Annotated in this window: 20 protein-coding genes; 18 read left to right on the top strand and 2 right to left on the bottom strand. The window is 60.6% G+C overall.

What is annotated here, in order from left to right; translation table 11 throughout:
- Nucleotides 1–44: 44 nt before the first annotated feature.
- Nucleotides 45–1,058, bottom strand: coding sequence for a LacI family DNA-binding transcriptional regulator (locus FHT93_RS16680; protein ID WP_183848454.1), 1,014 nt, complete (start codon nt 1,056–1,058; stop codon nt 45–47).
- 180 nt (nt 1,059–1,238) lie between these two features.
- On the opposite strand from FHT93_RS16680, the gene FHT93_RS16685 reads away from it, so the two are divergent.
- The 5 genes from FHT93_RS16685 (at nt 1,239) to ugpC (ending at nt 7,416) form a co-directional block, all read left to right on the top strand.
- Nucleotides 1,239–2,483, top strand: a complete 1,245-nt coding sequence (locus FHT93_RS16685; protein WP_183848456.1) for a sugar ABC transporter substrate-binding protein — start codon at nt 1,239–1,241, stop codon at nt 2,481–2,483.
- Between the two features lie 75 nt (nt 2,484–2,558).
- Nucleotides 2,559–3,485: a sugar ABC transporter permease gene (locus FHT93_RS16690; RefSeq protein ID WP_246781623.1), complete on the top strand. Its 927-nt coding sequence runs from the start codon at nt 2,559–2,561 to the stop codon at nt 3,483–3,485.
- Entirely contained in the window at nt 3,485–4,348 is an 864-nt protein-coding gene (locus FHT93_RS16695; protein WP_183848458.1) for a carbohydrate ABC transporter permease, read from the top strand. The genes FHT93_RS16690 and FHT93_RS16695 overlap by 1 nt, the downstream gene beginning before the upstream one ends.
- 29 nt (nt 4,349–4,377) lie before the next feature.
- Nucleotides 4,378–6,309 carry a beta-L-arabinofuranosidase domain-containing protein gene (locus FHT93_RS16700; RefSeq protein ID WP_183848460.1) on the top strand — a complete coding sequence of 644 codons (1,932 nt, stop codon included), beginning with the start codon at nt 4,378–4,380 and terminating at the stop codon, nt 6,307–6,309.
- Nucleotides 6,310–6,318: 9 nt separating this feature from the next.
- Complete coding sequence (gene ugpC, locus FHT93_RS16705; protein ID WP_113014792.1) at nt 6,319–7,416, top strand: sn-glycerol-3-phosphate ABC transporter ATP-binding protein UgpC; 1,098 nt, start codon at nt 6,319–6,321, stop codon at nt 7,414–7,416.
- Between the two features lie 30 nt (nt 7,417–7,446).
- On the opposite strand, the gene FHT93_RS16710 is transcribed toward ugpC, so the two are convergent.
- A complete protein-coding gene (locus FHT93_RS16710; protein WP_183848462.1) occupies nt 7,447–8,745 on the bottom strand; it encodes an alpha/beta fold hydrolase in 1,299 nt (432 codons plus the stop codon).
- Between the two features lie 96 nt (nt 8,746–8,841).
- On the opposite strand from FHT93_RS16710, the gene FHT93_RS16715 reads away from it, so the two are divergent.
- From FHT93_RS16715 to phnE (FHT93_RS16775), 13 genes are all read left to right on the top strand, one after another.
- A complete protein-coding gene (locus FHT93_RS16715) occupies nt 8,842–9,987 on the top strand; it encodes a Xaa-Pro peptidase family protein (protein ID WP_183848464.1) in 1,146 nt (381 codons plus the stop codon).
- Nucleotides 9,988–10,200: 213 nt separating this feature from the next.
- On the top strand, nt 10,201–10,989 hold the full coding sequence (gene phnF, locus FHT93_RS16720) for a phosphonate metabolism transcriptional regulator PhnF (protein WP_112971684.1): 789 nt from the start codon (nt 10,201–10,203) through the stop codon (nt 10,987–10,989).
- Nucleotides 10,982–11,440, top strand: coding sequence for a phosphonate C-P lyase system protein PhnG (locus tag FHT93_RS16725; RefSeq protein ID WP_183848466.1), 459 nt, complete (start codon nt 10,982–10,984; stop codon nt 11,438–11,440). Before phnF ends, FHT93_RS16725 begins: the two co-directional genes overlap by 8 nt.
- Entirely contained in the window at nt 11,440–11,985 is a 546-nt protein-coding gene (gene phnH / locus FHT93_RS16730; RefSeq protein WP_183848468.1) for a phosphonate C-P lyase system protein PhnH, read from the top strand. The genes FHT93_RS16725 and phnH overlap by 1 nt, the downstream gene beginning before the upstream one ends.
- Nucleotides 11,985–13,079, top strand: a complete 1,095-nt coding sequence (locus FHT93_RS16735; protein ID WP_183848470.1) for a carbon-phosphorus lyase complex subunit PhnI — start codon at nt 11,985–11,987, stop codon at nt 13,077–13,079. Before phnH ends, FHT93_RS16735 begins: the two co-directional genes overlap by 1 nt.
- Nucleotides 13,076–13,990 carry an alpha-D-ribose 1-methylphosphonate 5-phosphate C-P-lyase PhnJ gene (locus FHT93_RS16740; RefSeq protein ID WP_112542318.1) on the top strand — a complete coding sequence of 305 codons (915 nt, stop codon included), beginning with the start codon at nt 13,076–13,078 and terminating at the stop codon, nt 13,988–13,990. The genes FHT93_RS16735 and FHT93_RS16740 overlap by 4 nt, the downstream gene beginning before the upstream one ends.
- Complete coding sequence (locus FHT93_RS16745; RefSeq protein WP_112542319.1) at nt 13,987–14,820, top strand: ATP-binding cassette domain-containing protein; 834 nt, start codon at nt 13,987–13,989, stop codon at nt 14,818–14,820. Before FHT93_RS16740 ends, FHT93_RS16745 begins: the two co-directional genes overlap by 4 nt.
- A 15-nt stretch (nt 14,821–14,835) precedes the next feature.
- The gene (locus FHT93_RS16750; RefSeq protein ID WP_113014785.1) at nt 14,836–15,582 is read left to right on the top strand and encodes an ATP-binding cassette domain-containing protein; all 747 of its coding nucleotides are present in this window, start codon (nt 14,836–14,838) and stop codon (nt 15,580–15,582) included.
- A complete protein-coding gene (locus FHT93_RS16755) occupies nt 15,569–16,741 on the top strand; it encodes an alpha-D-ribose 1-methylphosphonate 5-triphosphate diphosphatase (protein WP_183848906.1) in 1,173 nt (390 codons plus the stop codon). Before FHT93_RS16750 ends, FHT93_RS16755 begins: the two co-directional genes overlap by 14 nt.
- A gap of 218 nt (nt 16,742–16,959) precedes the next feature.
- Nucleotides 16,960–17,781, top strand: coding sequence for a phosphonate ABC transporter ATP-binding protein (gene phnC, locus FHT93_RS16760; RefSeq protein WP_183848472.1), 822 nt, complete (start codon nt 16,960–16,962; stop codon nt 17,779–17,781).
- Nucleotides 17,782–17,830: 49 nt separating this feature from the next.
- Nucleotides 17,831–18,745 carry a phosphonate ABC transporter substrate-binding protein gene (phnD, locus tag FHT93_RS16765; protein ID WP_183848474.1) on the top strand — a complete coding sequence of 305 codons (915 nt, stop codon included), beginning with the start codon at nt 17,831–17,833 and terminating at the stop codon, nt 18,743–18,745.
- A 67-nt stretch (nt 18,746–18,812) separates the two neighbouring features.
- Nucleotides 18,813–19,733 carry a phosphonate ABC transporter, permease protein PhnE gene (gene phnE, locus FHT93_RS16770; RefSeq protein WP_113202673.1) on the top strand — a complete coding sequence of 307 codons (921 nt, stop codon included), beginning with the start codon at nt 18,813–18,815 and terminating at the stop codon, nt 19,731–19,733.
- A 1-nt stretch (nt 19,734) separates the two neighbouring features.
- The gene (gene phnE / locus FHT93_RS16775; protein ID WP_183848476.1) at nt 19,735–20,586 is read left to right on the top strand and encodes a phosphonate ABC transporter, permease protein PhnE; all 852 of its coding nucleotides are present in this window, start codon (nt 19,735–19,737) and stop codon (nt 20,584–20,586) included.
- The last annotated feature ends 5 nt before the right edge of the window (nt 20,587–20,591 follow it).

Consider the following 20,591-nt stretch of genomic DNA (forward strand, 5'->3'; position numbering starts at 1 on the left):
GATCTACTCACCGCACCTTGGCCGCCCACAATCGTGCAGCCACTTCAAGGTTGATCGGCTTGCCCGGCGGAACGGCGAAAGACGAGCGTACATGGCAGTCTCTCGACGCCTGGCTCGATCGCCTCGCCTTTCGACAAGGCAAGGATCGCTAGCCCTGCCCGGTGACCAAGCTCCTTGAGTTCCATGTCGATGGTCGTCAGCGGCGGACGTGTCTGCCGTGAGACGACCTCCCAATTGTCGAAACCGACCACCGCGACGTCGCCCGGGATGGAAATGTTTCTGTCGCGCAGCGCATCGATGACGCCACGGGCGATCTCGTCGCTGCCGCAGAAGATCGCATCCGGTTTCGCCCCGGATCGCGAGAAGACGGTTTCGATCGCCGCATGTCCCCACTCCTCCGACCAGTCGCCGAACATGACCTCGGCCGCCGACCCGACGAGCTCCCGATAGGCCTCTGCGCGGATGCAGGCAGCGCGATAGTTCTGCTCGCCGGTGATGTGCAGAATGCGCGACCGGCCGAGAGCCTGAAGATGTTCGACTGCGAGGCGCGCGCCTTGAGCATCATCGGGATGAAAGCTGACGCTGTCCGATGGCCCCTGCGCGAAGACATAGACCACCGGAATGCCCAGCTGTGTCAGTTCCGGAGGTGGCTCCATGTCGATGCGTGTCGCGGTGAAGATGATGCCGTCGACCTGTCTGTCGCGCAGCGCTTCGAGATGCAGTCTCGCCAGTCGCGGATCATTGTTGGTGGCACAGAGGAAAAGCGAGACGCCGTGATCGACCAGCACTTCCGACACGCCCGACGCCATAGGCAAGGTTAGACGCCCATAGGTGTCGTTGGTCAGCATTCCAATCGCGTGGCTGCGCTTGGTCAGCAACCCACGCGCGAGCGCATTCGGGCGAAATCCGATTTCCTCGGCGATCCGCCTTACCTTTTCGCGGGTTTGGGCATTGGTTCGCCCGGTGCCGTTCAGCGCGTTTGAGGCCGTTGAAATACTTACCCCCGCAGCCTTCGCTACGTCACGGATCGTATGCCGGCCGCCACCCGATTCTTTCAAATTCGCACCCATTCAACTACTTTGTTAAAACCTTTTAGCAGAAAAAATTTAGCTGCTAAAAGGTTTTAACAAAAACATGGCCTTTTGATGCATACAGCCTGTCGACATGAAAAATTTTCTCATTTAACGTCGTCTTTGTCTCGAGGCAGAGGAGCCTCGCATAAGAGAAGGGGAACCCGCATGATACATTTGAAAACCACCATTGCCGCTGTTGCACTGCTGGCGAGCTCTTCTCTCGCCAGCGCCGAAGAAATCACGCTATGGGTGCGGACATCTTCGGGTGCCGTGCTTCAGGGACTCGCCGAAAAATACAATGCCTCGCATTCCGACAAGGTTAATGTGACCCAGATCACCGCCGAGCAGATGGTGCCGAAGCTGGGCGCCGCGATTGCCGGCGGCGCAGCACCTGACGGCGCGGTCCTCGACCTGATCTATCTGCCGACCTTCGCCGCCAATGACAGCCTTGAGGACATCAGCGAATTCGTCAAGGGATTGCCCTATTCGGCGGCGCTCAGCCCATCGCATATCCGCCTTGCCACCTATGACGGCAAGGTCTACGGCGTGCCGGCCCTACCCGATGCCTCGATCATCGCCTACAATACAGACCTCTTCAAGAAAGCCGGCCTCGACCCGGACAAGGCGCCTGCCTCCCTTGAGGAGATCGCTGCCGACGCGAAGAAGATCCATGCGCTCGACAAGGAAACCTATGGCTTCTATTTCGTCGCCAATTCCGGCAGCTGGTTAATCTACGATTTCCTGCCGCACCTCTGGGCCGCCAATGCCGATGTGCTCTCCGATGACGGCCGCACCGCCACCGTCGATACGCCGGCCATGCGCGACACGATTGCCGCCTATCGTGACATGTGGAAGGAAGGCGCGATCCATCCGACTTCACGTTCCGGCAACGGCAACAACGCCGTCGAAGCGTTTGCTTCCGGAAAGGTCGGCATCCTCATGACCGGTTCCTACATCGTCAACCTGCTCACCAGCAAATATCCGGACGTGAAGTTCGCGGTCGCCCCGATCCCCGGCCCGAAGGGCGGCGCATCGAGCTTTGCCGGCGGTGATACAGTGGCCCTCATCAAGGGCATCAGCGAGGGGAAGAAGAAGGTCGCGCTCGACTTCGTGAAATTCTACATGGAGCCCGAACAGCAGGTTTATATCACGCAGGAATCCGGCATGCCGTCGCGCACGGACCTTGCCAAGGAAGCCTACGCCAAATTCGACCCACGCAACCTGATCGCCTATGACATCCTCGCCAAAGCGCGCACGCCCTATACGTTCTCCTCGGATGAGTTGTTCGTCAGCCGCACCGGCCCGTTTCTGAACCTGATCCAGGGCACGATCTTCGGCGACGACGTCGATGGTTCGATCAAGAAGGCGCAGGACGACTTCACCAAGATCCTCGACCGCACAAACCCGTAACAACATCTGATGCGGGGCGGTCGTCCGCCCCGCACATTCCGGATTGCCGACGCGCGGTTTTGAAATCTTCGAGGAATGACAGTGGTCGACACGCCGACAATGCACATAAAACAGCCGGCCTCCGGGGAGCCGGAGCCGAAGGGGTGGCTGGGACTGGCCTTCATCCTGCCCGGCTTCCTCTTCATCCTGGTGCTGTTTCTCGTTCCGCTCGCCATGACCATATGGATGAGCTTCTACAACTGGCCGCTACTCGGCCGGAAGAAATTCATCGGTCTTGCCAATTACAGCGAACTTCTCGGCGACATGCAGCTCTGGCATTCGCTCGGTTTTACCATGCTCTATACGGTGTTGGTGACGGCCGCGATTTTCGCCGTTGCCTTTCCGCTGGCGCTGCTCGTCGACCGCCCGCTGCGCTCCGCCGGCTTCTTCCGCACGATCTTCTTCATGCCCGTCGTGATCGGTTTCGGCGCGGCCTCGACGCTCTGGATGTGGCTGCTCAATCCAGACAGCGGCGTTTTCGCACAAGTCCTGCGCGGCATCGGTCTCATCAGCTCGGCGCCTCGTCCGCTCGAGAGCTTCTGGCCGGCGATGGCCGTCATCATCCTGATGGTCGTGTGGAAGACTGCGGGCTTCACCATGGTCATCCTGCTGACCGGCCTGCAGGGCATTTCCAACGATGTCATCGAAGCCGCGAAGATCGACGGCGCCAGCGTCTTCAGCCGCTTCCGCCGTATCACCCTGCCCCTGATGCGCAATTCGCTGGTGCTGGCGCTGGTTCTCAACGTCACTTCGTCCATGCTCGCCTTCGACCAGTTCTTCATCATCACCCAGGGCGGGCCTGAAAACAGCACGATCTCGGCGGTATTTTCGATCTATCTGGCGTCATTCTCGTCTTATCGGCTCGGCTACGGCTCGGCACTCTCCTTTGCGCTGCTGATCGTGCTGGTCGCCATCAGCGCCATTCAATTCGTGCTGCTGCGCGAGCGGCCGGAGGAAGGCTAATGACTCAAGCGAAGACAAACATCAATTCGCGCGGCGGCCAGACGGGATATCTCCTCTTCCTGCTCGTATCGATCCTGTTTGCGATCTTCTTCATCATGCCGATCGTCTGGTCGCTTGCCAATTCCTTCAAGCCGGCCGCCGAAGCGCTTGCCAATCCGGCCGCGCTCTTTTCGAAGACCTTCTCGCTAGAGAATTACCGGCGGCTCGAGAATGTCGGGGCCGGCTGGTATGTCTATGCCGCCAATTCCGTGATGATCGCGATCGGTACGGTTCTTCTGACCGTCATCGTCTCCGTGCCGGCCGGTTACGGCTTCTCCAAGTTCAGGTTCCCGGGCCAATCGATCCTCTTCGTGCTGATCATGGCAACGATGATGATCCCGTTCCAGTCGATCCTGACGCCGCTGTTCCTGATCCTGAAACTGCTTGGATTGCAGAACAGCCTGGTCGGCTTGGTGCTGATCTACGTGACCTTCCAGTTGCCCTTCTCCGTCTTCATGATGCGCAATGCCTTTGACGCCGTGCCGAAGGCGCTGATCGAGGCGGCGCGTATCGATGGGGCCTCGCAGCCGACGATCCTGCGCCGTATCATGCTGCCGATTGCGTTGCCGGGCGTCGCGACAGTGGCGATGTTTGCCTTCCTCAACTCGTGGAACGAGTTCCTGGCTGCTCTCATCTTCCTGTCGGACCAGAACAAGTTCACGCTGCCGATCATGCTCGTGAATGTCTCCTCCGGCCTTTACGGCATCATCGACTGGGGCGCCCTGCAGGCGGGCATCGCCGTCACCATGATCCCCTGCATCATCCTCTTCCTTCTTCTGCAACGCTATTATGTGCGCGGCCTGACGGCCGGCGCCGTGAAATGAAAAGCGGCCCGTCCGCTCAAGGAGTTCCCATGCCTATCGCCCAGAAATCCCCTTCCCGATCGCCGATCGACCGTTACGTGCCCGCCGACCATACCCGCGTCGCTTTCAATGGCGGCTTCTGGAAGAGCTGGACGGAAACCGTCCGTAACGTGACCATCCCGACCCAGCATATGCGGCTCGACGAGGAAGGCTTCCTCGAAGTGCTCGATTTCGACAAGCCGGCCGGTCCGCTGGCGCGGCCGATCCAGCCGAGCGGGTTGTCGATGCAGCATTTCTTCGATTCCGATTTCGGCAAGTGGATCGAGGCGGCAAGCTACACGCTGAAGAACAACCCGACCCCTGAGATCGAGGCAAAGATCGACGCAATCGTCGAGAAGCTCGAACATGGCCAGATGGCCGACGGCTACCTCAACAGCTGGTTCATCCGGCGCGAGCCGGAAAAACGCTGGACCAATCTGCGCGACCTGCATGAAATGTATTCGATGGGCCATCTGCTGGAAGGCGCCGTCGCCTATTATGAGGCGACTGGCAAGCGCCGTTTTCTCGACGTGATGATCCGCGCAGTCGATCACATCATCGACACGTTCGGCCGCGAACCGGGCAAGCTGCGCGGCTACGATGCGCATGAGGAAATCGAGCTGGCGCTGGTCAAGCTTTACCGCGTCACCAGGGATCCTCGCCATCTTGATCTCGCGACCTATTTCGTCGACGAACGCGGCCAGATGCCCTCCTATTATGACGAGGAGGCGCGCAAGCGTGGCGAAGACCCGGCCAGTTATGTCTTCCAGACCTATGCCTACAGCCAGGCGCATATGCCGGTGCGCGAACAGACGCAGGTGGTCGGGCATGCCGTGCGCGCCATGTATCTGTTCTCGGCGATGGCCGATCTCGCGTTCGAGAATGACGACGAGAGCCTGAAGAGCGCCTGCGCCCGATTGTTCGACAATCTGGTCGGCCGCCAGCTCTATGTCACCGGCGGTCTCGGCCCCTCCGCTTCGAACGAGGGCTTCACCAGGGAATACGACCTGCCGAATGAAACCGCCTATGCCGAGACCTGTGCCGCCGTGGCACTCGGTTTCTTCAGCCACCGCATGGCGCAGATCGAGCTCGACAGCAAGTTCACCGACAAGCTCGAAACCGTGCTCTACAATGGCGCCCTGTCAGGCATATCCCGCGACGGTGAGCATTATTTCTACGAAAATGTGCTCGAAAGCCACGGCCAGAACCGTCGCTGGAAGTGGCATTACTGCCCGTGCTGCCCGACCAATATCGCCCGATTCATCACCTCGCTCGGCCAGTATTTCTACTCGACCAAGGCCGACGAGGTGGCAATCCATCTGTATGGCGAAAATGCCGCCGAACTCTCGGTCGGCAATGTTTTCCTGCGGCTGACACAGAAGACACAGTATCCGTGGAACGGCGATGTCAAAGTCTCGCTCGGCCTCGATCAGCCGAAGCGCTTCACGCTGCGTCTGCGCATTCCCGGCTGGTGCCGCGATGCAAAGGCCTTCGTCAATGGCGAAGGCACCAAGCTCGACGTTGTCAAGGGATATGCCGCAATCGACCGGGAATGGAAGGATGGCGATGAAGTTCGGCTCGCCTTCGACATGCCGGTAGACCGCCTCTATGCACATCCGGCGGCAACCGAAGACAACGGCCGCTTTGCGCTGCGACGCGGACCTGTCATTTTCTGTGTCGAGGAGGCCGATCTGGGTACGGAGCCACAGCGCCTGAGGTTGCCGTCACAGGGCGAGATCGCCGCAAGCTTCGACGAAACGCTTCTCGGTGGCGCCACGGTTCTCGAGGGCGATGCGCTGGAAGCCGATGCATCCGACTGGCAGGAGACGCTCTATCGTATCCAGCCGCCGGCGCTGAAGCCAAGGCGTTTCAGGGCAATCCCCTACCATCTCTGGGCCAACCGAGAGCCGGGCGCCATGGCCGTCTGGCTCCACGAAAAGTAGGAGATCACCATGGCTCGCCTTGAACTGCGCAACGTGGTCAAATCCTACGGCATTTACGAAGCCGTGCGCGGCATTAATCTCGATATCGAGGACAATGAATTCGTCGTCTTCGTCGGCCCATCCGGCTGCGGCAAGTCGACGACCCTGCGCATGATCGCCGGCCTGGAGCACATTACCGGCGGCGATATCGTCATCGGCGATCAGGTCGTCAACCGGCTTGGCCCAGGAAAGCGCGACATTGCCATGGTGTTCCAGAATTACGCGCTCTATCCGCACATGAGTGTCAGGGAAAACATCTCTTTCTGCCTCGAGCAACAAAAGCTTCCAAAGGCGGAGATCGACGAGCGCATCAACCGTGCTGCCGAAACGCTGCATATTACCGAGCTTCTGTCACGTCGTCCCGGCCAGCTTTCGGGTGGTCAGCGCCAGCGTGTCGCCATGGGCCGCGCCATCGTGCGCAATCCAAAAGTCTTCCTGTTCGACGAGCCGCTCTCCAATCTCGACGCCAAGCTGCGCGTGCAAATGCGCACCGAAATCAAGCGCTTGCACCAATTGCTGCCGACCACCACGGTCTATGTCACGCACGATCAGGTAGAGGCCATGACTATGGCCGATCGCGTTGTCGTCATGAATGGCGGCATCATCGAGCAGGCTGGACCGCCGCAGGAACTCTATCATCACCCGGTTAGCCAGTTCGTGGCCGGCTTCATCGGATCACCGTCGATGAACTTCCTCACGGCGATGCTTCAAACCGAGGGAGATGGGCTGGTCGTCATCCTGGACGACGGCAGCCGGCTTGCTGTTCCCGCGACACGGTTTCAAGAATATCAGGCGCATGCCGGCAAGCCGGTCATCTTCGGAATCCGGCCGGAATCGATATCAAGCCTTACACAGAAGCCCGGCTTTGAAACCATCGAGGCGAATGTGGATCTGGTGGAGCCACTTGGGCCGGAAACGATGATCTATTTCGACATCGGCTCGGTCAGCATGTGCGCCAATGTCGATCCGGAGAGCGATCCGCGCCCGCGCACGAAAATGCCGCTCTCCTTCAACATGAACCGCATGCATCTCTTCGACCCGGTCGGCGGCAGGTCGCTTTCGGCCTGACCGTCGGGAGTGATGACGGATACCCTCGGCCTAGCCGAGGGGACCCCCACGCTCGCGCACCATCTGCCGCAGGTGTGTGAACACGGCCGGTGACTGGCGCACGCCGTCGTGCTCGAATTCGTTGGTCACCCAGGCCCGGACATTGCCGACATCACCCGCAGTCGCAAGTGACAGCTCGGCATCGACATACATATCGTCAAAATAGACTGCTGCAGCCACCGGAATTTCGTTCGAAGCCAGCCGGGCCGGATCGTAGAGCGGTTCGAAGCCATCGTAGCGCGCCAGCGCTTCCACAGCATCGCGGAACGGCCGCAGCGAGCGGATTTCATCGAACATCCATGGATACATCATCTCGCCGGTCAGATAGAGCGGCCGGCTCTCTTCGCCGAACTCGGCAAATTCCGACCGGATGCGCTCCGCCGCCCAGGCGGTCGCGTCCCTGCCCTGCCCGTAAATGCTCTCCTGCAGCACCGCAAACATTGGGTTGCCGTCATAGGAGGTCAAAGACATGACGGAGGCGAGGAAAGCATCGGAGAACCGCGTTTCCTCCGGATCGGAGTAGGCTTCATCCACCAGCCAGTGCACGTTTTCATAGCCGGGCGCCATGCCGAAATCGATGCCGATGGTTTGCAGCCTGCGCACCGTGAGACGATCCCCGTCAGGCAGACGCACATCATCGGCGGCAATGCAGGCGGCGATCCGGGCGATGCGATCGCGATCGGCTGGATAGCGGTGGTAATATTCCCGGTTCTTGCCGGCGACACGCGGATAGGTGCGGCGGTAAACGTCATCAGCCGTCGCGGACAAGCCGGCCAGCCCGCCCGTGACATAGCAGGCAGCCAGCCCCTCCGGCGCCTGCGACAGATAGGTGAGCGTCAGGAAGCCGCCATAGCTCTGGCCAAGCGTCTCCCAGCGCACGCCGCCGAACACGGTCTTCCGCAGATGCTCGCAATCGGCAATGATGCTGTCGGCTCGGAAATGGCTGAGATAATCGGCTCCGGCCTTCCCATTCGCAAAGCCAGCCATGGTGGCGCTCTCGATGCGCGTGCTTCTGCCGGTGCCGCGCTGATCGAGTAGCACGACACGATAGTTCTTGAGCGCCTCGCCGAGCCAGGACGGCCCGCCACCCACCGGGCGCGGCGACTTGCCGCCCGGACCGCCCTGCAGGAACAGCAGGATGGGCAGCTTTTCATGCTTGCGCGCGGGATCGCAAACCTCTCGCGCAAAAACCTTGATCGAGGCGCCATCCGGCTTTTTCCAATCGAGCGGCACTTCGACGAAGTGGTCGCGGACAAGGACGCCGGGGATCGTATATTCGCTAACGAGCATGATCAAATCCTGTGGAATGTTTGTCGACACACTGCCTACAATTGCCCTATGCTGGAATCAACCATTCAGCTTTGACAAAGATAACGGATATATAGCGTGTCTCTCCCGGTCTGGTCCCATCCCGTCGCAGCCATCACTGACGAAGAGCGGCAAAGCCGCCTATCGCGCTTGCGCGAGCGGATGCAGGCACACGGCATCGCCGCCACGTTGCTCGGCCCAACCGAGAGCCTACGCTACTTCACCGGCCTCGTCTGGCACCTGAGCGAGCGGCTGCTCGGCGCGGTCGTGACTGACGATAAGCTCACTTATATCGTACCCGGTTTCGAGCGCAGCCGCGTCGAGTCGCTGCCGCATCTGCCGGGTGAGATTGCCGTCTGGGAAGAAGATGAGAGCCCCGCCGCATTGGTATCACGGCTCGTTAACCCGTCTGGAAAGCTCGCGCTCGACGATGCGCTGCCGCTCGCCTTCTATCACGCTTTTACCGGCGAGATGGGAGCGGGCCGACTTGTCGATGCCGGGCCTGTCATCCGCGCGCTGCGAACCATCAAGTCGCCGGCTGAAATCGCCCTTATCCGGTACGCCATGGGTATCACGCTCGATATTCATCGCAAGGTCCGCGACACACTCGCGCCCGGCATAGCCGCCTCGGATGTTGTGCGCTTCATCGACCAGCAACATCGCGCTGCCGGTGCCGATGGCGGCTCGACCTTCTGCATCGTCTCCTTTGGTGAAGCAACCGCACTGCCGCATGGGGCGGATGGCGAACAGATCCTGCAGGCGGGTGACGTCATTCTCGTCGATACGGGTTGCCGGATCGATGGCTATCATTCCGATCTGACACGTACCTATATGCTCGACGAGGGCAATCGCGAATTCGAGCGTGCATGGGCAATCGAGCGGGAGGGCCAGCAAGCCGTTTTCGATGCCGCAAAACTCGGCACGCCCTGCGAAAACCTCGACGCCGCCGCCCGCGACGTGTTTGCGCGGCACGGGCTCGGCCCCGACTATCGCCTGCCCGGCCTGCCACATCGCGCCGGCCATGGCCTCGGCCTCGAAATCCACGAGGCACCCTATATCGTCCGTGGCAACAAAACTCCGCTGGCGCCGGGCATGTGCTTCTCCAATGAACCGATGATCGTCTTCCCCGGCACATTCGGCGTTCGCCTCGAAGACCATATCTACATGGCCGAAGACGGCCCGCGCTGGTTCACGACGCCGGCGGCAAATCCCTACGCGGCCTAGTTTTCGTTTCGCGTCCGAGCGAAGTCATCCGGCACTGCGGCGGCCGAGAATTCAATTCGTCAGCCTGTTTGCCATGCAGGCTTCCGGATCGGGGCCGCGCGACCGTTTCACTTCGGCAGCGATCAATCAGCGCAGAAATCGTCAGTACGTACACAAAAGCGTCACCGACAACGGCTATCTTAAGTCATCCGAATGAATTTTGGATTCATCCGAATGACAAGCGAAGAACATTCGATCGAAGCAAGATCCCGGTCCGGTCAGTGGCAGATCCTCGAGAAACAGATCAGTCGGGATATCGCTTCGGGCGCACTCGCGCCTGGTAGCCGCCTGCCGACGGAAACCGAGATCATGGATCAGTTCAAGGTCGGTCGCCACAGCGTGAGGCGGGCGATTGCCGAACTGGCATCTGCCGGCAAGGTGCGGGTCGAGCAGGGACGCGGCACTTTCGTCGAAGAGCACTCCGTCATCACCTACAATATCGCCCGACGAACCCGCTTCCGCAAAAACCTGCTGGAACAGGGGCGCATCCCTTCAGGTCAACCGGTCTCCGAAGCTGAGATCGCAGCGCCACCTGGCGTCGCCGCGGCGTTGAAGCTTCCTGAGGGCGCAAAGGTCTACATGATCGCCCGTCGCGGCTTTGCCGACGACGTGCCGATCAGTCTCAGCCATTCCTACCATCCGGTGGAGCGTTTCCCGAATATGCATCTGCGCCGCCGCGCGGGTGAATCGGTCACGACCATCTACGCTGCCTTTGGAATTCCTGACTATGTCCGGCAGAGTACCGTGATCCTCACCCGCCGGGCGATCGTTGATGAAGCGCAGCTTCTCGCCCAATCGCCGCAGCAGCCGGTGCTCGTCGTCCAGAAGACCGACGTCGACATGGAAGGCCGGCCGATCGCCTATTCCGAGACGGTCTGGGCCGGAGAACGCGTTCAATTCAGCATTGACAACGAGCCGGAGGATCGCCTCACGACCACGGCGAAAGGACAGGACGATGAATGACATCATGGAAGCCGGCGCGCCCCCTGCCAGCTTCAGCCATGCAAGCATGCTCGACATACTTGCGAGGGCCGATGCCGAGGGAATCAAAGCCGTAGCAGAGGATTTGCTCGATGAACTCGGGCCAGTGGAGGTTCTCGTGAACCGCACCGGCCTTGCGATGCTGCCCTATACAGACACAGTGCAAAACACGGCCTTCCATCTCGGTGAGGTGCTCATGGCCGAAGCCCATATCCGCCTGCCGGACCGGGATGTGGAAGGCTATGGCGCGATCATCGGACGCGATCTCGAACATGCCATGGCAATGGCCGTCATCGATGCGAGCTTCGCAAGTGACATCGGCAAGGCCGGCATCGTGAATTTCCTGACGAGCGAACAGGGGCGTCAGACGCAGGACGACGATATCAGACTGCGCAAGGTCGAGGCGACGCGCGTGCGGATGGAGACCTTCTGATGTACCAGACCTTGCTCCTTCCGACCGTTGAAGACATGCGCACCAATGCAACGTTCGATGCGTTGATGTGGGCGCTCGCTCGCCCCGGCCGTGTCCAGCCTCTGCCTTTTCCCGGCTTGCTCGCGCTGGCGGAAAGCCTGCTCGACCGTGAATGCGGCTTCTTCTGCTCCGATGAAAGGCTCAAGGCCGACATTGCCAGGACAGGCGCGAATGCCGTTGCCCTGCCGCAGGCAGAATATGTCTTCGCATCAATCGGCGCGCGCGCAGACGTTTCCGCCCTATCGGCGATGCTGAGCGGAAATCTGCTCTATCCCGACGCCTCGGCCACGATTTTTGCGGAAGCTGAGATCGGCTCGGGAACGAAGCTTCGCCTCGCCGGCCCGGGCGTCAATGGTACGATCGATATCGCCATCGGCGGCGTGCATCCGGATTTCTGGGCGCTGCGCGCCGAGGCCATCCGTTATCCACTTGGCTGGGACATTTACTTCGCAGACGGCGCAAGCCTGATCGGCATTCCCCGCTCCACGAAGATCGAGGTACTCTGATGGCCTATGTTGCAACACGTGGCGGCGAACACGCCATTGAACAATCAGAACGGCTTTACCGCGAGGAGCTTGGACGGATCGAGAAGGCCCGCGTCGACGCGATCGGCGAAAGCCTGCCCTATCTGGTCGACCGTGTCATGGGCGAGGCATCGCTCTACGCGCCTGAACTTGCCGCACTTGCGCTCGCCCAGTCCGGCGGCGACCTCTACGAGGCGGTGCTTTTGCTGCGTGCCTATCGCACGACGCAACCGCGCCTGACGATCGCCGAGCCGGTTCGCCAGCAGGATCTCTTTACTGTCAGGCGTATTTCGGCGGCTTTCAAGGATATTCCGGGCGGCCAGATCCTCGGACCGACGCTCGACTACTCGCACCGGCTGCTGAATGTCGACGTCTTGAATGGCGCGACTTTCATTCCCGAACCTGTGGAATCTGCAGACAAGCCGGCACCCGCCACGCAGCCTTCGCTGACTGATTGGCAGAAGGCACAGGGCTTGATCGCCGAAACGCCGACCAAGGATGTACCGCTTGACGAGATCCCCGATGTGACGCGCGAACCGCTGCTCTTTCCAGCAAGCCGGGCCCATAAGCTGCAGAGTCTGGCGCGTGCCGATACCGGCGGCACATTGGCGCTCGGCTATTCGACCATGCGCGGTTACGGCAGCGTGCATCCGACCGTCAACGAGCTCAGGCTCGGCGAGGCCGAGGTCCGTATCCGCCATCCGCGCGGCACGCTCTTCAGCGCCGGACGCGTGCGCGTCAGCCAGAGCGAGGTCATCTCCAAGAGCAAGGGGCTGGAGCTCGGTTTTTCCGCCACATTCGGCTGGAATGAGGTCAAAGTGATCGCCGCCGCCTCGCTCGATCTTGCCTCCAACCAGCCCAATCCGCATCCGGCCTCGAACGAGGAATTCATCCTCTACCATACGGAACCGGTCGAAAGCTCGGGCTTCTGCATTCACTTCAAGCTGCCGCATTACGTGACCTTCCAGTCGAGCCTCGACGCCATCCGGCGCGTGAAGGCGGATAAGGCAGCCAATGCAACAGGCGCGCCCGAGGGCGCGGCAAAGCAAGCCGAACTCGAAGAGGCAACGCTGTGAAACTCGATCAACTGACCAAACCCTGGGAGGCCTTCAGCTATGGCTTCCTGGATGAATCCGCCAAGCGCGAGATGCGCCGCCGCATCCTCAAGGCCATCGCCATTCCCGGCTATCAGGTTCCCTACGCCAGCCGCGAAGTCCCGATCGCCCGCGGCTGGGGAACCGGCGGCCTGCAGGTGACGCTGACGCTTCTGAAGCCAACCTCCGTCGTCAAGGTCATCGACCAGGGAGCCGACGATTCCGTCAATGCCAGCAGCATTCGCAAATTCCTGCGCCGTGTCAGCTCAGCCCGGGAGACGCTGGATACGCTGGAGGCCGACATCATCCAGTCGCGCCACCGGATTCCGGAGGAGAAGCTGCGCGAGGATCAGATCCTCGTGCTGCAGGTTCCCAATCCCGAGCCGCTGCGGCCTGTCCAGCCGGACATGTCGGAGGCCCGCATCATGCATGGCGACGCCGACTATGGCCAGCTTTGGCTTACGCTTTACGAGCAACTGGTACGGTCCGGCCGCATCATGCAGGGATCGAGCTATCCGAGCATGGTCAATGGCCGGCACGTGATGACGCCGTCTCCGATCCCGCGCTGGGATGTGCCGAAGATGAACCAGGCGGCAAACCTCACCATCCTTTCGGCCGGCCGCGAAAAGCGCATCCATGCCGTGCCGCCCTATACCCGCGTCGAACCGCTTGTCTTCGACGACGTGCCTTACCGGGTCGAGGACCATGCTGACAAGATTTGTCACCATAGCGGCGTAACAGGCTACTTCATGAACGAACTGCCGCAGGAGGATGGTTCCTCCACCTTCGAGGTCTCCGACAGCCAGTACGGCGTCAAGCATATCCGCAAGCGGGACGGTGAAGCCGTCGCCGTCGGCGAAACCTATTACAAGCAGGGCAGGATCGAGCAATGAGCGCCGTAAATCTCTCCGCCCCCAGTCCGTCCACCTCAGGGCGCCAGCCGCCGCGGCTGATGCTGTCCTCTCCCATCCTGACGATGAACGGCATCCGCAAGAGCTTCGGTGACGTGCAGGCGCTGCGCGGCGTCGATGTTACCGTCTATCCCGGCGAAGTGCTCGGCATCGTCGGCGAATCCGGTTCCGGCAAATCGACACTGCTCAGGATGATGAATCTCGAAGACAGGCCTGACGAAGGCGAATACCGGCTGGCGTTGCCCGGCCGCGAGGATCTCAATCTCTTCACGCTCGACCGGTTCGAGCGGCGCATGCTGCGGGCCCGCCATATCGGCATCGTCTATCAGAACCCGCATCTTGGCCTTCGGATGAACCATACGAGCAGCGGCAATGTCGCCGAGCGGTTGCTCATTGCCGGTGAGCGCAATTTCGCGACGCTTCGCGCCCGCGCCAAAGGTGCCCTCGACGCCTCGGAGTTTCCGGTCGCGCGCATGGATGCCCGTCCGGCCGAGCTTTCCGGCGGCATGCAGCAGCGCGTACAGTTGGCCAAGGCAATCGCACTCGAGCCTGCCCTGCTCCTGCTTGATGAGCCGACGACCGGGCTCGATGTCAGTGTCCAGGCTCTGGTGCTAGACACGCTGAAGCGGCTGCAGCGCGAACGCCGCATCACTATCGTCATCGTTTCGCATGATCTCGGTGTTATCCGCACCATGGCAGACCGGGTCATGGTGATGCGCAACGGCGAAGCCGTCGAAGAGGGTCTCGCCGACCAGATCTTCCAGGACCCGCAGCATGAATATACTCAGCAGCTCGTGCATGCGAAGCTTTGACGGGAGAGGCATCAGATGAACATGCACACACATCCATCCGCTTCCGGGCAGATGATCCTCTCTGTCCAGGGTCTCGCCAAGCATTTCGAAATGCATCACCTAAAGCGGACGCTTCACGCCTTCGACAAGGTCGATTTCGAACTGCGCGAGGGTGAATTCATCCTGCTGACGGGCGAAAACGGCGCCGGCAAATCGACTTTGCTGCGCACGCTTTACCGCTCCTACGTACCGCGCGCGGGCCATGCCTATTATCACACGCGCGAAGGCGTCATAGACCTGACCGTCGCAGCCGACGTTGATATAGCCCTGTTGCGCAAGCGCGAGATCGGCTTCGTGACGCAATTCCTGCAGGCCCGCCCGCGCGTGGCGGCCGAAGAACTGGTCGCCGAGCCGCTGCGCCTCGCCGGCCGGCCTTACGACGAGGCGATCGAAGAGGCCCGCCGGTGGCTCTCCGCGTTCGGCGTGAAGCGAGGGCTCTGGGCTGCCTATCCGTCAACCTTCTCCGGCGGCGAGCAGCAGAAGGTCAACCTGGCTCGCGCGCTCATCCTCCCGCAACGGCTTCTCTTTCTCGACGAGCCAACCGCCTCGCTCGACAAGAATGCGCGTCGCGCACTCGTTGCCCGCCTCGCCGAGCTGAAAGCCGCTGGCGTCGCAATGATCGGCGTCTTTCACCACCCCGACGATGTCGCGGATCTCATCGACCGCGAAATCAGCCTTCAAACACGACAGATCCAGGATGGAGCAGAAGATGTGGCTGAGTGATTTCGAAATCGTGCTGCGCGATAGGGTCATACCGCGCGGCGCAGTCAGGATCGAAGACGGTATCATCGCAGAGATCAGCGAAGAGCCAGTGGCCGCAGCCGATATTTCCGGCGATGGCAGGCTTCTGCTTCCCGGCTTCATCGATATGCATGGCGACATGATCGAGCGCGAAATCGAGCCGCGCCCGAATGTGCGCTTTCCGCTGGAACTCGGCATTTTCGAACTCGACAAGAAGCTCGCCGGCAATGGTATCACCACGGCCTATGCTGCGCTTTCCTTCCACGCCAACAGCAGCTACGGCCACATCCGCTCGGAAGAACATTCGCGCTCGATCATCCAGACCTTGGTCGAACTTAGGAAGAACGATCTCCTGATCGATCATCGGGTTCATGCGCGCTTCGAAATCACCTTCACCCATGCCCGTGCCGTCATTGAAGATCTGCTGCGCGCCGGTGCCCTCGATCTCGTCTCGCTGATGGATCACACGCCGGGCCAAGGCCAATACCGCGATGTCGAACGTCATATCGAAACGATTGCGCGCAACAACAAGATCACCCTCGAACAGGCTGCCCAGCGTGTCCAGCAACGCATGGAAAACCGCGCCCAGAACGGCGATGCGGTCGACAATCTGCAGGGGATCGCCGCCACGGCGCGCGACCATGGCGTCATCATCGCCTCCCACGATGACGACAGCATTGAAAAGGTGGCGATCGTCGAGGGACTGGGCGCGCGCATCAGCGAGTTTCCGGTGACGATGGCAGCCGCGCAGGAAGCGCGCAAGTTCGGGCTGGCAACCGCAATGGGTGCGCCGAATGCTCTTCGCGGCCTTTCCTACTCCGGCAATCTCTCGGCCCGCGAAGCCTATGAACGCGGCATTCTCGATATTCTTGCCAGCGATTATCACCCCTCGGCCATGCTGCCGGCGGTAATCGCACTGGCAGAAGCCGGAGCCGGCGGATTGCCCGCTTCCGTTGCCCTCGTCAGCGCCAATCCGGCCCGTGCACTCGGCCTTGAGGATCGCGGTGCGATCGAGACCGGGCTGCGTGCCGATCTGGTGATCGCCGAACGCGGTCGCCTGCCGCGTGTGCGTGCCACCTTCTGCAAAGGCAGGCAGGTCTATTCCGACGGAATAGTTTTGCGATTCCAACAGGCTGCCTAATAAGGCCGCCGCCTCGGACAGCGGATAGCTTCTTTTCCCTCAAAATACATCCGGAAATTCCGGATGTATTGCTTGATGAAATCGGCATAAATACTCGTGTTTATTGGATAATTACTTAATAAAACCGTCACACTGAAATGCTATATTTAGTTTCATAGGTTGAAATTAAATATAATTCAGTTTCGTCTTTGACGTTTCTGGCAAGCGGAGGCCATCCGGTGCTTGAACTTCATTCCCTCAAGAAGAAATTCGGTCAAACACAGGCGGTCGACGATATAAACCTGTCGATCGATGCCGGACAGATGGTCGGCATCATCGGGCGCAGCGGCGCCGGGAAATCGACATTGCTCCGGCTGATCAATCGTCTGCTCGAACCGACATCCGGTACGATCATGTTCGAGGGCAAGGATATCACCAAGCTGCGCGGCCGCGAGTTGCGTCTGTGGCGCGCTTCCTGCGCGATGGTGTTCCAGCAGTTCAATCTGGTCGAGCGCATGGATGTGCTGACCAACGTGCTGATTGGCCGCGTTGCCCAACACGGCTTCCTCTCATCGATGCTGCGCCGCTTCACGGATGAAGAAAAGGAAATGGCGATCAGCGCGCTAGACCGGCTCGATCTTGTGCCGCAGGCGCTGCAGAGAGCCGGCACCTTGTCCGGCGGACAACAGCAGCGTGTCGCCATCGCGAAGGCGTTGGTCCAGAAGCCGAAGATCATGCTTGCCGACGAGCCGATCGCGTCGCTCGATCCGGCCAATGCGACACGTGTGATGGAGGCGCTGCGCAAGATCAACCGAGAGGACGGCATTACCGTTCTCGTCAATCTTCATACGCTCGATACGGCCCGGAAATATTGCGAACGCATCATCGCCATGCGGGCAGGACGGGTGCGCTTCGACGGCGCACCAGCGGACCTGACCCAGGAACGGGTCCGCGAAATCTACGGCACCGACGATTTCGATGCGGAGATCGACGAGGCAGTGACGTCCACCTCATTCAACGCAGGTCGAACCGCGAAGGAAAAGGTCTACCAGGCGGTGTGAGTTTCGCCGTGGCCCCAAGGCCGCGGCTTTTTGCAACAGGAGAGTTGGAATGAAAAACGTCCTCATGCTTGCGGCCGTAACGGCTGCGCTCGCCCTTTCCAGCCAGGCCCATGCCGACGGTTGGAAAGACAAGTACAAGACGATCCGTCTCGGCGTTCTCTCGGGCGAGAACGAAAAGGACCGCATCGCACGCCTCGTCGGCTTCCAGCAGTATCTGGAAAAGGAACTCGGCGTGAAGGTCGAAATCTTCACCGCCGGCAATTATGACGGTGTCATCCAGGCGCTCGCTTCCGACCAGATCGAATTTGCCTTCCTCGGCTCCTCGGCCTATGCCGCCGCCTATACCGAAACGAACGGCGGCGTTGAACCGCTGCTCGCCGGTCAGGAACAGGACGGCTCGACGGGCTACTATTCGGTCATCACCGTTCGCTGCGATTCCGGATATAAATCCGTCGAGGACCTCAAGGGCAAGGTTCTCGCCTTCGCCGATCCGGATTCGACCTCAGGCTATGCCGTTCCCTATTACAACCTCGTCAAGCAGGGCTATGATCCGAAGACCTTCTTCTCGGCAATCCCCTTCTCCGGCGCCCACGAAACCGGCGTCATGGCCGTCGCCAATAAGCAGTTCGATGCGGCCGCGACCTATGTCAACAACGACATCAGCGGCATCCCGCAGCGTATGGAATCGAAGGGTATGATCCCGAAGGGCGAGATCTGCCGCATCTGGCAGTCGCCGGAGATTACCAACGGTCCCTTCACCACCCGCACCAACCTGCCGGCCGACATGATCGCTGACGTCAAGGCTGTGGTGAAGGCCACGCCGGAAAAGGCGCCTGAGGCTTTCAAGGAAATGAGTGGCGGCGATAACTCCACCTCGAAGGGTTACGTCAATGTCGACCACCAGCGCTACCAGTGGATCGTCGACATGCGCGACTGGCTGAAGAAGCAGCGTCGCAACGGCTGATATCCCGCATCCACGCCAAGCAACGGGAGCGCCGCGCCCTCCGGCGCTTCCACGACCGGGATCAGACATGACGATCGCATCCGCTTCCATCACCATCCGCCGGTTCGAGGCCGACTACCGTCGCATCCGCAGCCGCGCCAAGACCGTCCAGCTTGTTTCGGCGACGCTTTTTGCCGCCGCCGTCTTGCTGACGGCCTGGACGGGCGGCTTTTTCGACATGACCGAGGTCAACCTGCCCTCGGGCGAGCGCGTCACCACCTGGAAACTGTGGGCCTCCCTGCCCCGGCTCGGCGAATATCTCTACAAGACGCTGCCGCACCTTCGCATCGAGACGTTCGGCGCCGATCTTGCCGAATGGTTCTGGCGCTGGCCGGTCTGGCTGGAACTGCTTGGGGAAACGATCCTGATCGCCTATGTGGCGACGTTTTTCGGAGTCGTCGGAGCCTTTATCCTGAGTTTCCCGGCTGCCCGCAACCTCAGCCCCAATGGCTTTCTGCTGATTGCTTCACGTCGTTATCTGGAGGTCATCCGCACCGTTCCCGATATCGTCTGGGCACTGATCTACGTCTTCTGCTTCGGCGTCGGGCCGCTTGCAGGCGTACTGGCAATCGCCACGCATGCGACGGGCTCGCTCGGCAAGCTCTATTCCGAAGTGAACGAGAATATCGACATGCGGCCGCTGGAGAGCGTCAAGGCTTCCGGCGGCACCTGGTTCCAGCAGATGCGTTATGGCGTTGTGCCGCAGGTGATCCCGAATATCATAAGTTACACGCTGCTGCGTTTCGAGATCAATGTGCGCTCCTCCTCGATCATCGGCTATGTCGGTGCCGGCGGTCTTGGCCAGGAAATCCGCACCGCCATGTCGCTTCAAGAATATACCGATCTCTCGGCGCTATTCGTCATCATCCTTCTCACCGTCGTCGTCATCGATTTCCTGAGCGAGAAGCTGCGTCACCGCATCATCGGTATCGAAAGCCGGAGCATCTGACATGATCGACATTTCTTCTTCCGGAGTGCGACAGCGGGTGCCAGATGCATTTACGGTGCAGCCGCGCGTGCGGCTGATGCGTTATGCAGGCGCTGCCGCCTTGGTCCTGCCCTTGCTTGCCGGCCTCTATCTCTTCGACTTTTCGCCAGCCCGCATCCTGAATGGCCTGACGCGGCTCGGCACGATCTTCTCGTTCATGTTCCCGCCCTACGTCTGGACGACCTGGCAGGAATGGAGCGACGTTCTGATTGGCCTCGGCCAGACGATTTCGATGGCGTTCCTCGGAACGCTGCTCGGCGCGCTCGCCGCTTTTCCGCTCGCCTTTCTCGGCGCGAAGAACATCATGCCGCTCGGCTGGGTGCGGCTATCGACCCGCCGCGGTTTCGATGCATTGCGCGCCGTCGAACAGATCGTGCTCGCGCTGATCTTCATCCGCGCCTTCGGCCTCGGCCCGCTTCCCGGTGTCTTCGCGATCGCCGTTTCGGAAATCGGCACTTTCGCCAAGCTCTTTTCAGAAGCGATCGAAAATACCTCGCGCAAACCTGTCGACGGTGTTCTGGCATCGGGCGGCGGGCCGCTGCAGACCATCCGCCTTGCCATCATGCCTCAGGCGATGCCGGTCATCCTTTCGATCATGCTCTATAATTTCGAATCCAACACCCGCTCCGGCACCATTCTCGGCATTGTCGGCGCCGGGGGAATCGGCTTCCTGCTGGCGGACCGCATTGCCGCCTATCGCTGGCCGGAGGCCTGGACGATCATCTTCCTGATCGTCGCCGTCGTATATGCTATCGATCTCTCCTCCGCATGGCTGCGCGGCAAGATCATCGGCAAGAACGACAGCGCCCGGTAAGGCCG

This window comes from Rhizobium sp. BK379 (assembly GCF_014193955.1).
GTDB lineage: Bacteria > Pseudomonadota > Alphaproteobacteria > Rhizobiales > Rhizobiaceae > Rhizobium.

Coding starts and splice junctions, on each gene's coding strand:
- FHT93_RS16685 (WP_183848456.1), top strand. CDS start 1,239: ATGATACATTTGAAAACCACCATTGCCGCTGTTGCACTGCTGGCGAGC.
- FHT93_RS16690 (WP_246781623.1), top strand. CDS start 2,559: ATGACAGTGGTCGACACGCCGACAATGCACATAAAACAGCCGGCCTCC.
- FHT93_RS16695 (WP_183848458.1), top strand. CDS start 3,485: ATGACTCAAGCGAAGACAAACATCAATTCGCGCGGCGGCCAGACGGGA.
- FHT93_RS16700 (WP_183848460.1), top strand. CDS start 4,378: ATGCCTATCGCCCAGAAATCCCCTTCCCGATCGCCGATCGACCGTTAC.
- ugpC (WP_113014792.1), top strand. CDS start 6,319: ATGGCTCGCCTTGAACTGCGCAACGTGGTCAAATCCTACGGCATTTAC.
- FHT93_RS16710 (WP_183848462.1), bottom strand. CDS start 8,745: ATGCTCGTTAGCGAATATACGATCCCCGGCGTCCTTGTCCGCGACCAC.
- phnF (WP_112971684.1), top strand. CDS start 10,201: ATGACAAGCGAAGAACATTCGATCGAAGCAAGATCCCGGTCCGGTCAG.
- FHT93_RS16725 (WP_183848466.1), top strand. CDS start 10,982: ATGAATGACATCATGGAAGCCGGCGCGCCCCCTGCCAGCTTCAGCCAT.
- phnH (WP_183848468.1), top strand. CDS start 11,440: ATGTACCAGACCTTGCTCCTTCCGACCGTTGAAGACATGCGCACCAAT.
- FHT93_RS16735 (WP_183848470.1), top strand. CDS start 11,985: ATGGCCTATGTTGCAACACGTGGCGGCGAACACGCCATTGAACAATCA.
- FHT93_RS16745 (WP_112542319.1), top strand. CDS start 13,987: ATGAGCGCCGTAAATCTCTCCGCCCCCAGTCCGTCCACCTCAGGGCGC.
- FHT93_RS16750 (WP_113014785.1), top strand. CDS start 14,836: ATGAACATGCACACACATCCATCCGCTTCCGGGCAGATGATCCTCTCT.
- FHT93_RS16755 (WP_183848906.1), top strand. CDS start 15,569: ATGTGGCTGAGTGATTTCGAAATCGTGCTGCGCGATAGGGTCATACCG.
- phnD (WP_183848474.1), top strand. CDS start 17,831: ATGAAAAACGTCCTCATGCTTGCGGCCGTAACGGCTGCGCTCGCCCTT.
- phnE (WP_113202673.1), top strand. CDS start 18,813: ATGACGATCGCATCCGCTTCCATCACCATCCGCCGGTTCGAGGCCGAC.
- phnE (WP_183848476.1), top strand. CDS start 19,735: ATGATCGACATTTCTTCTTCCGGAGTGCGACAGCGGGTGCCAGATGCA.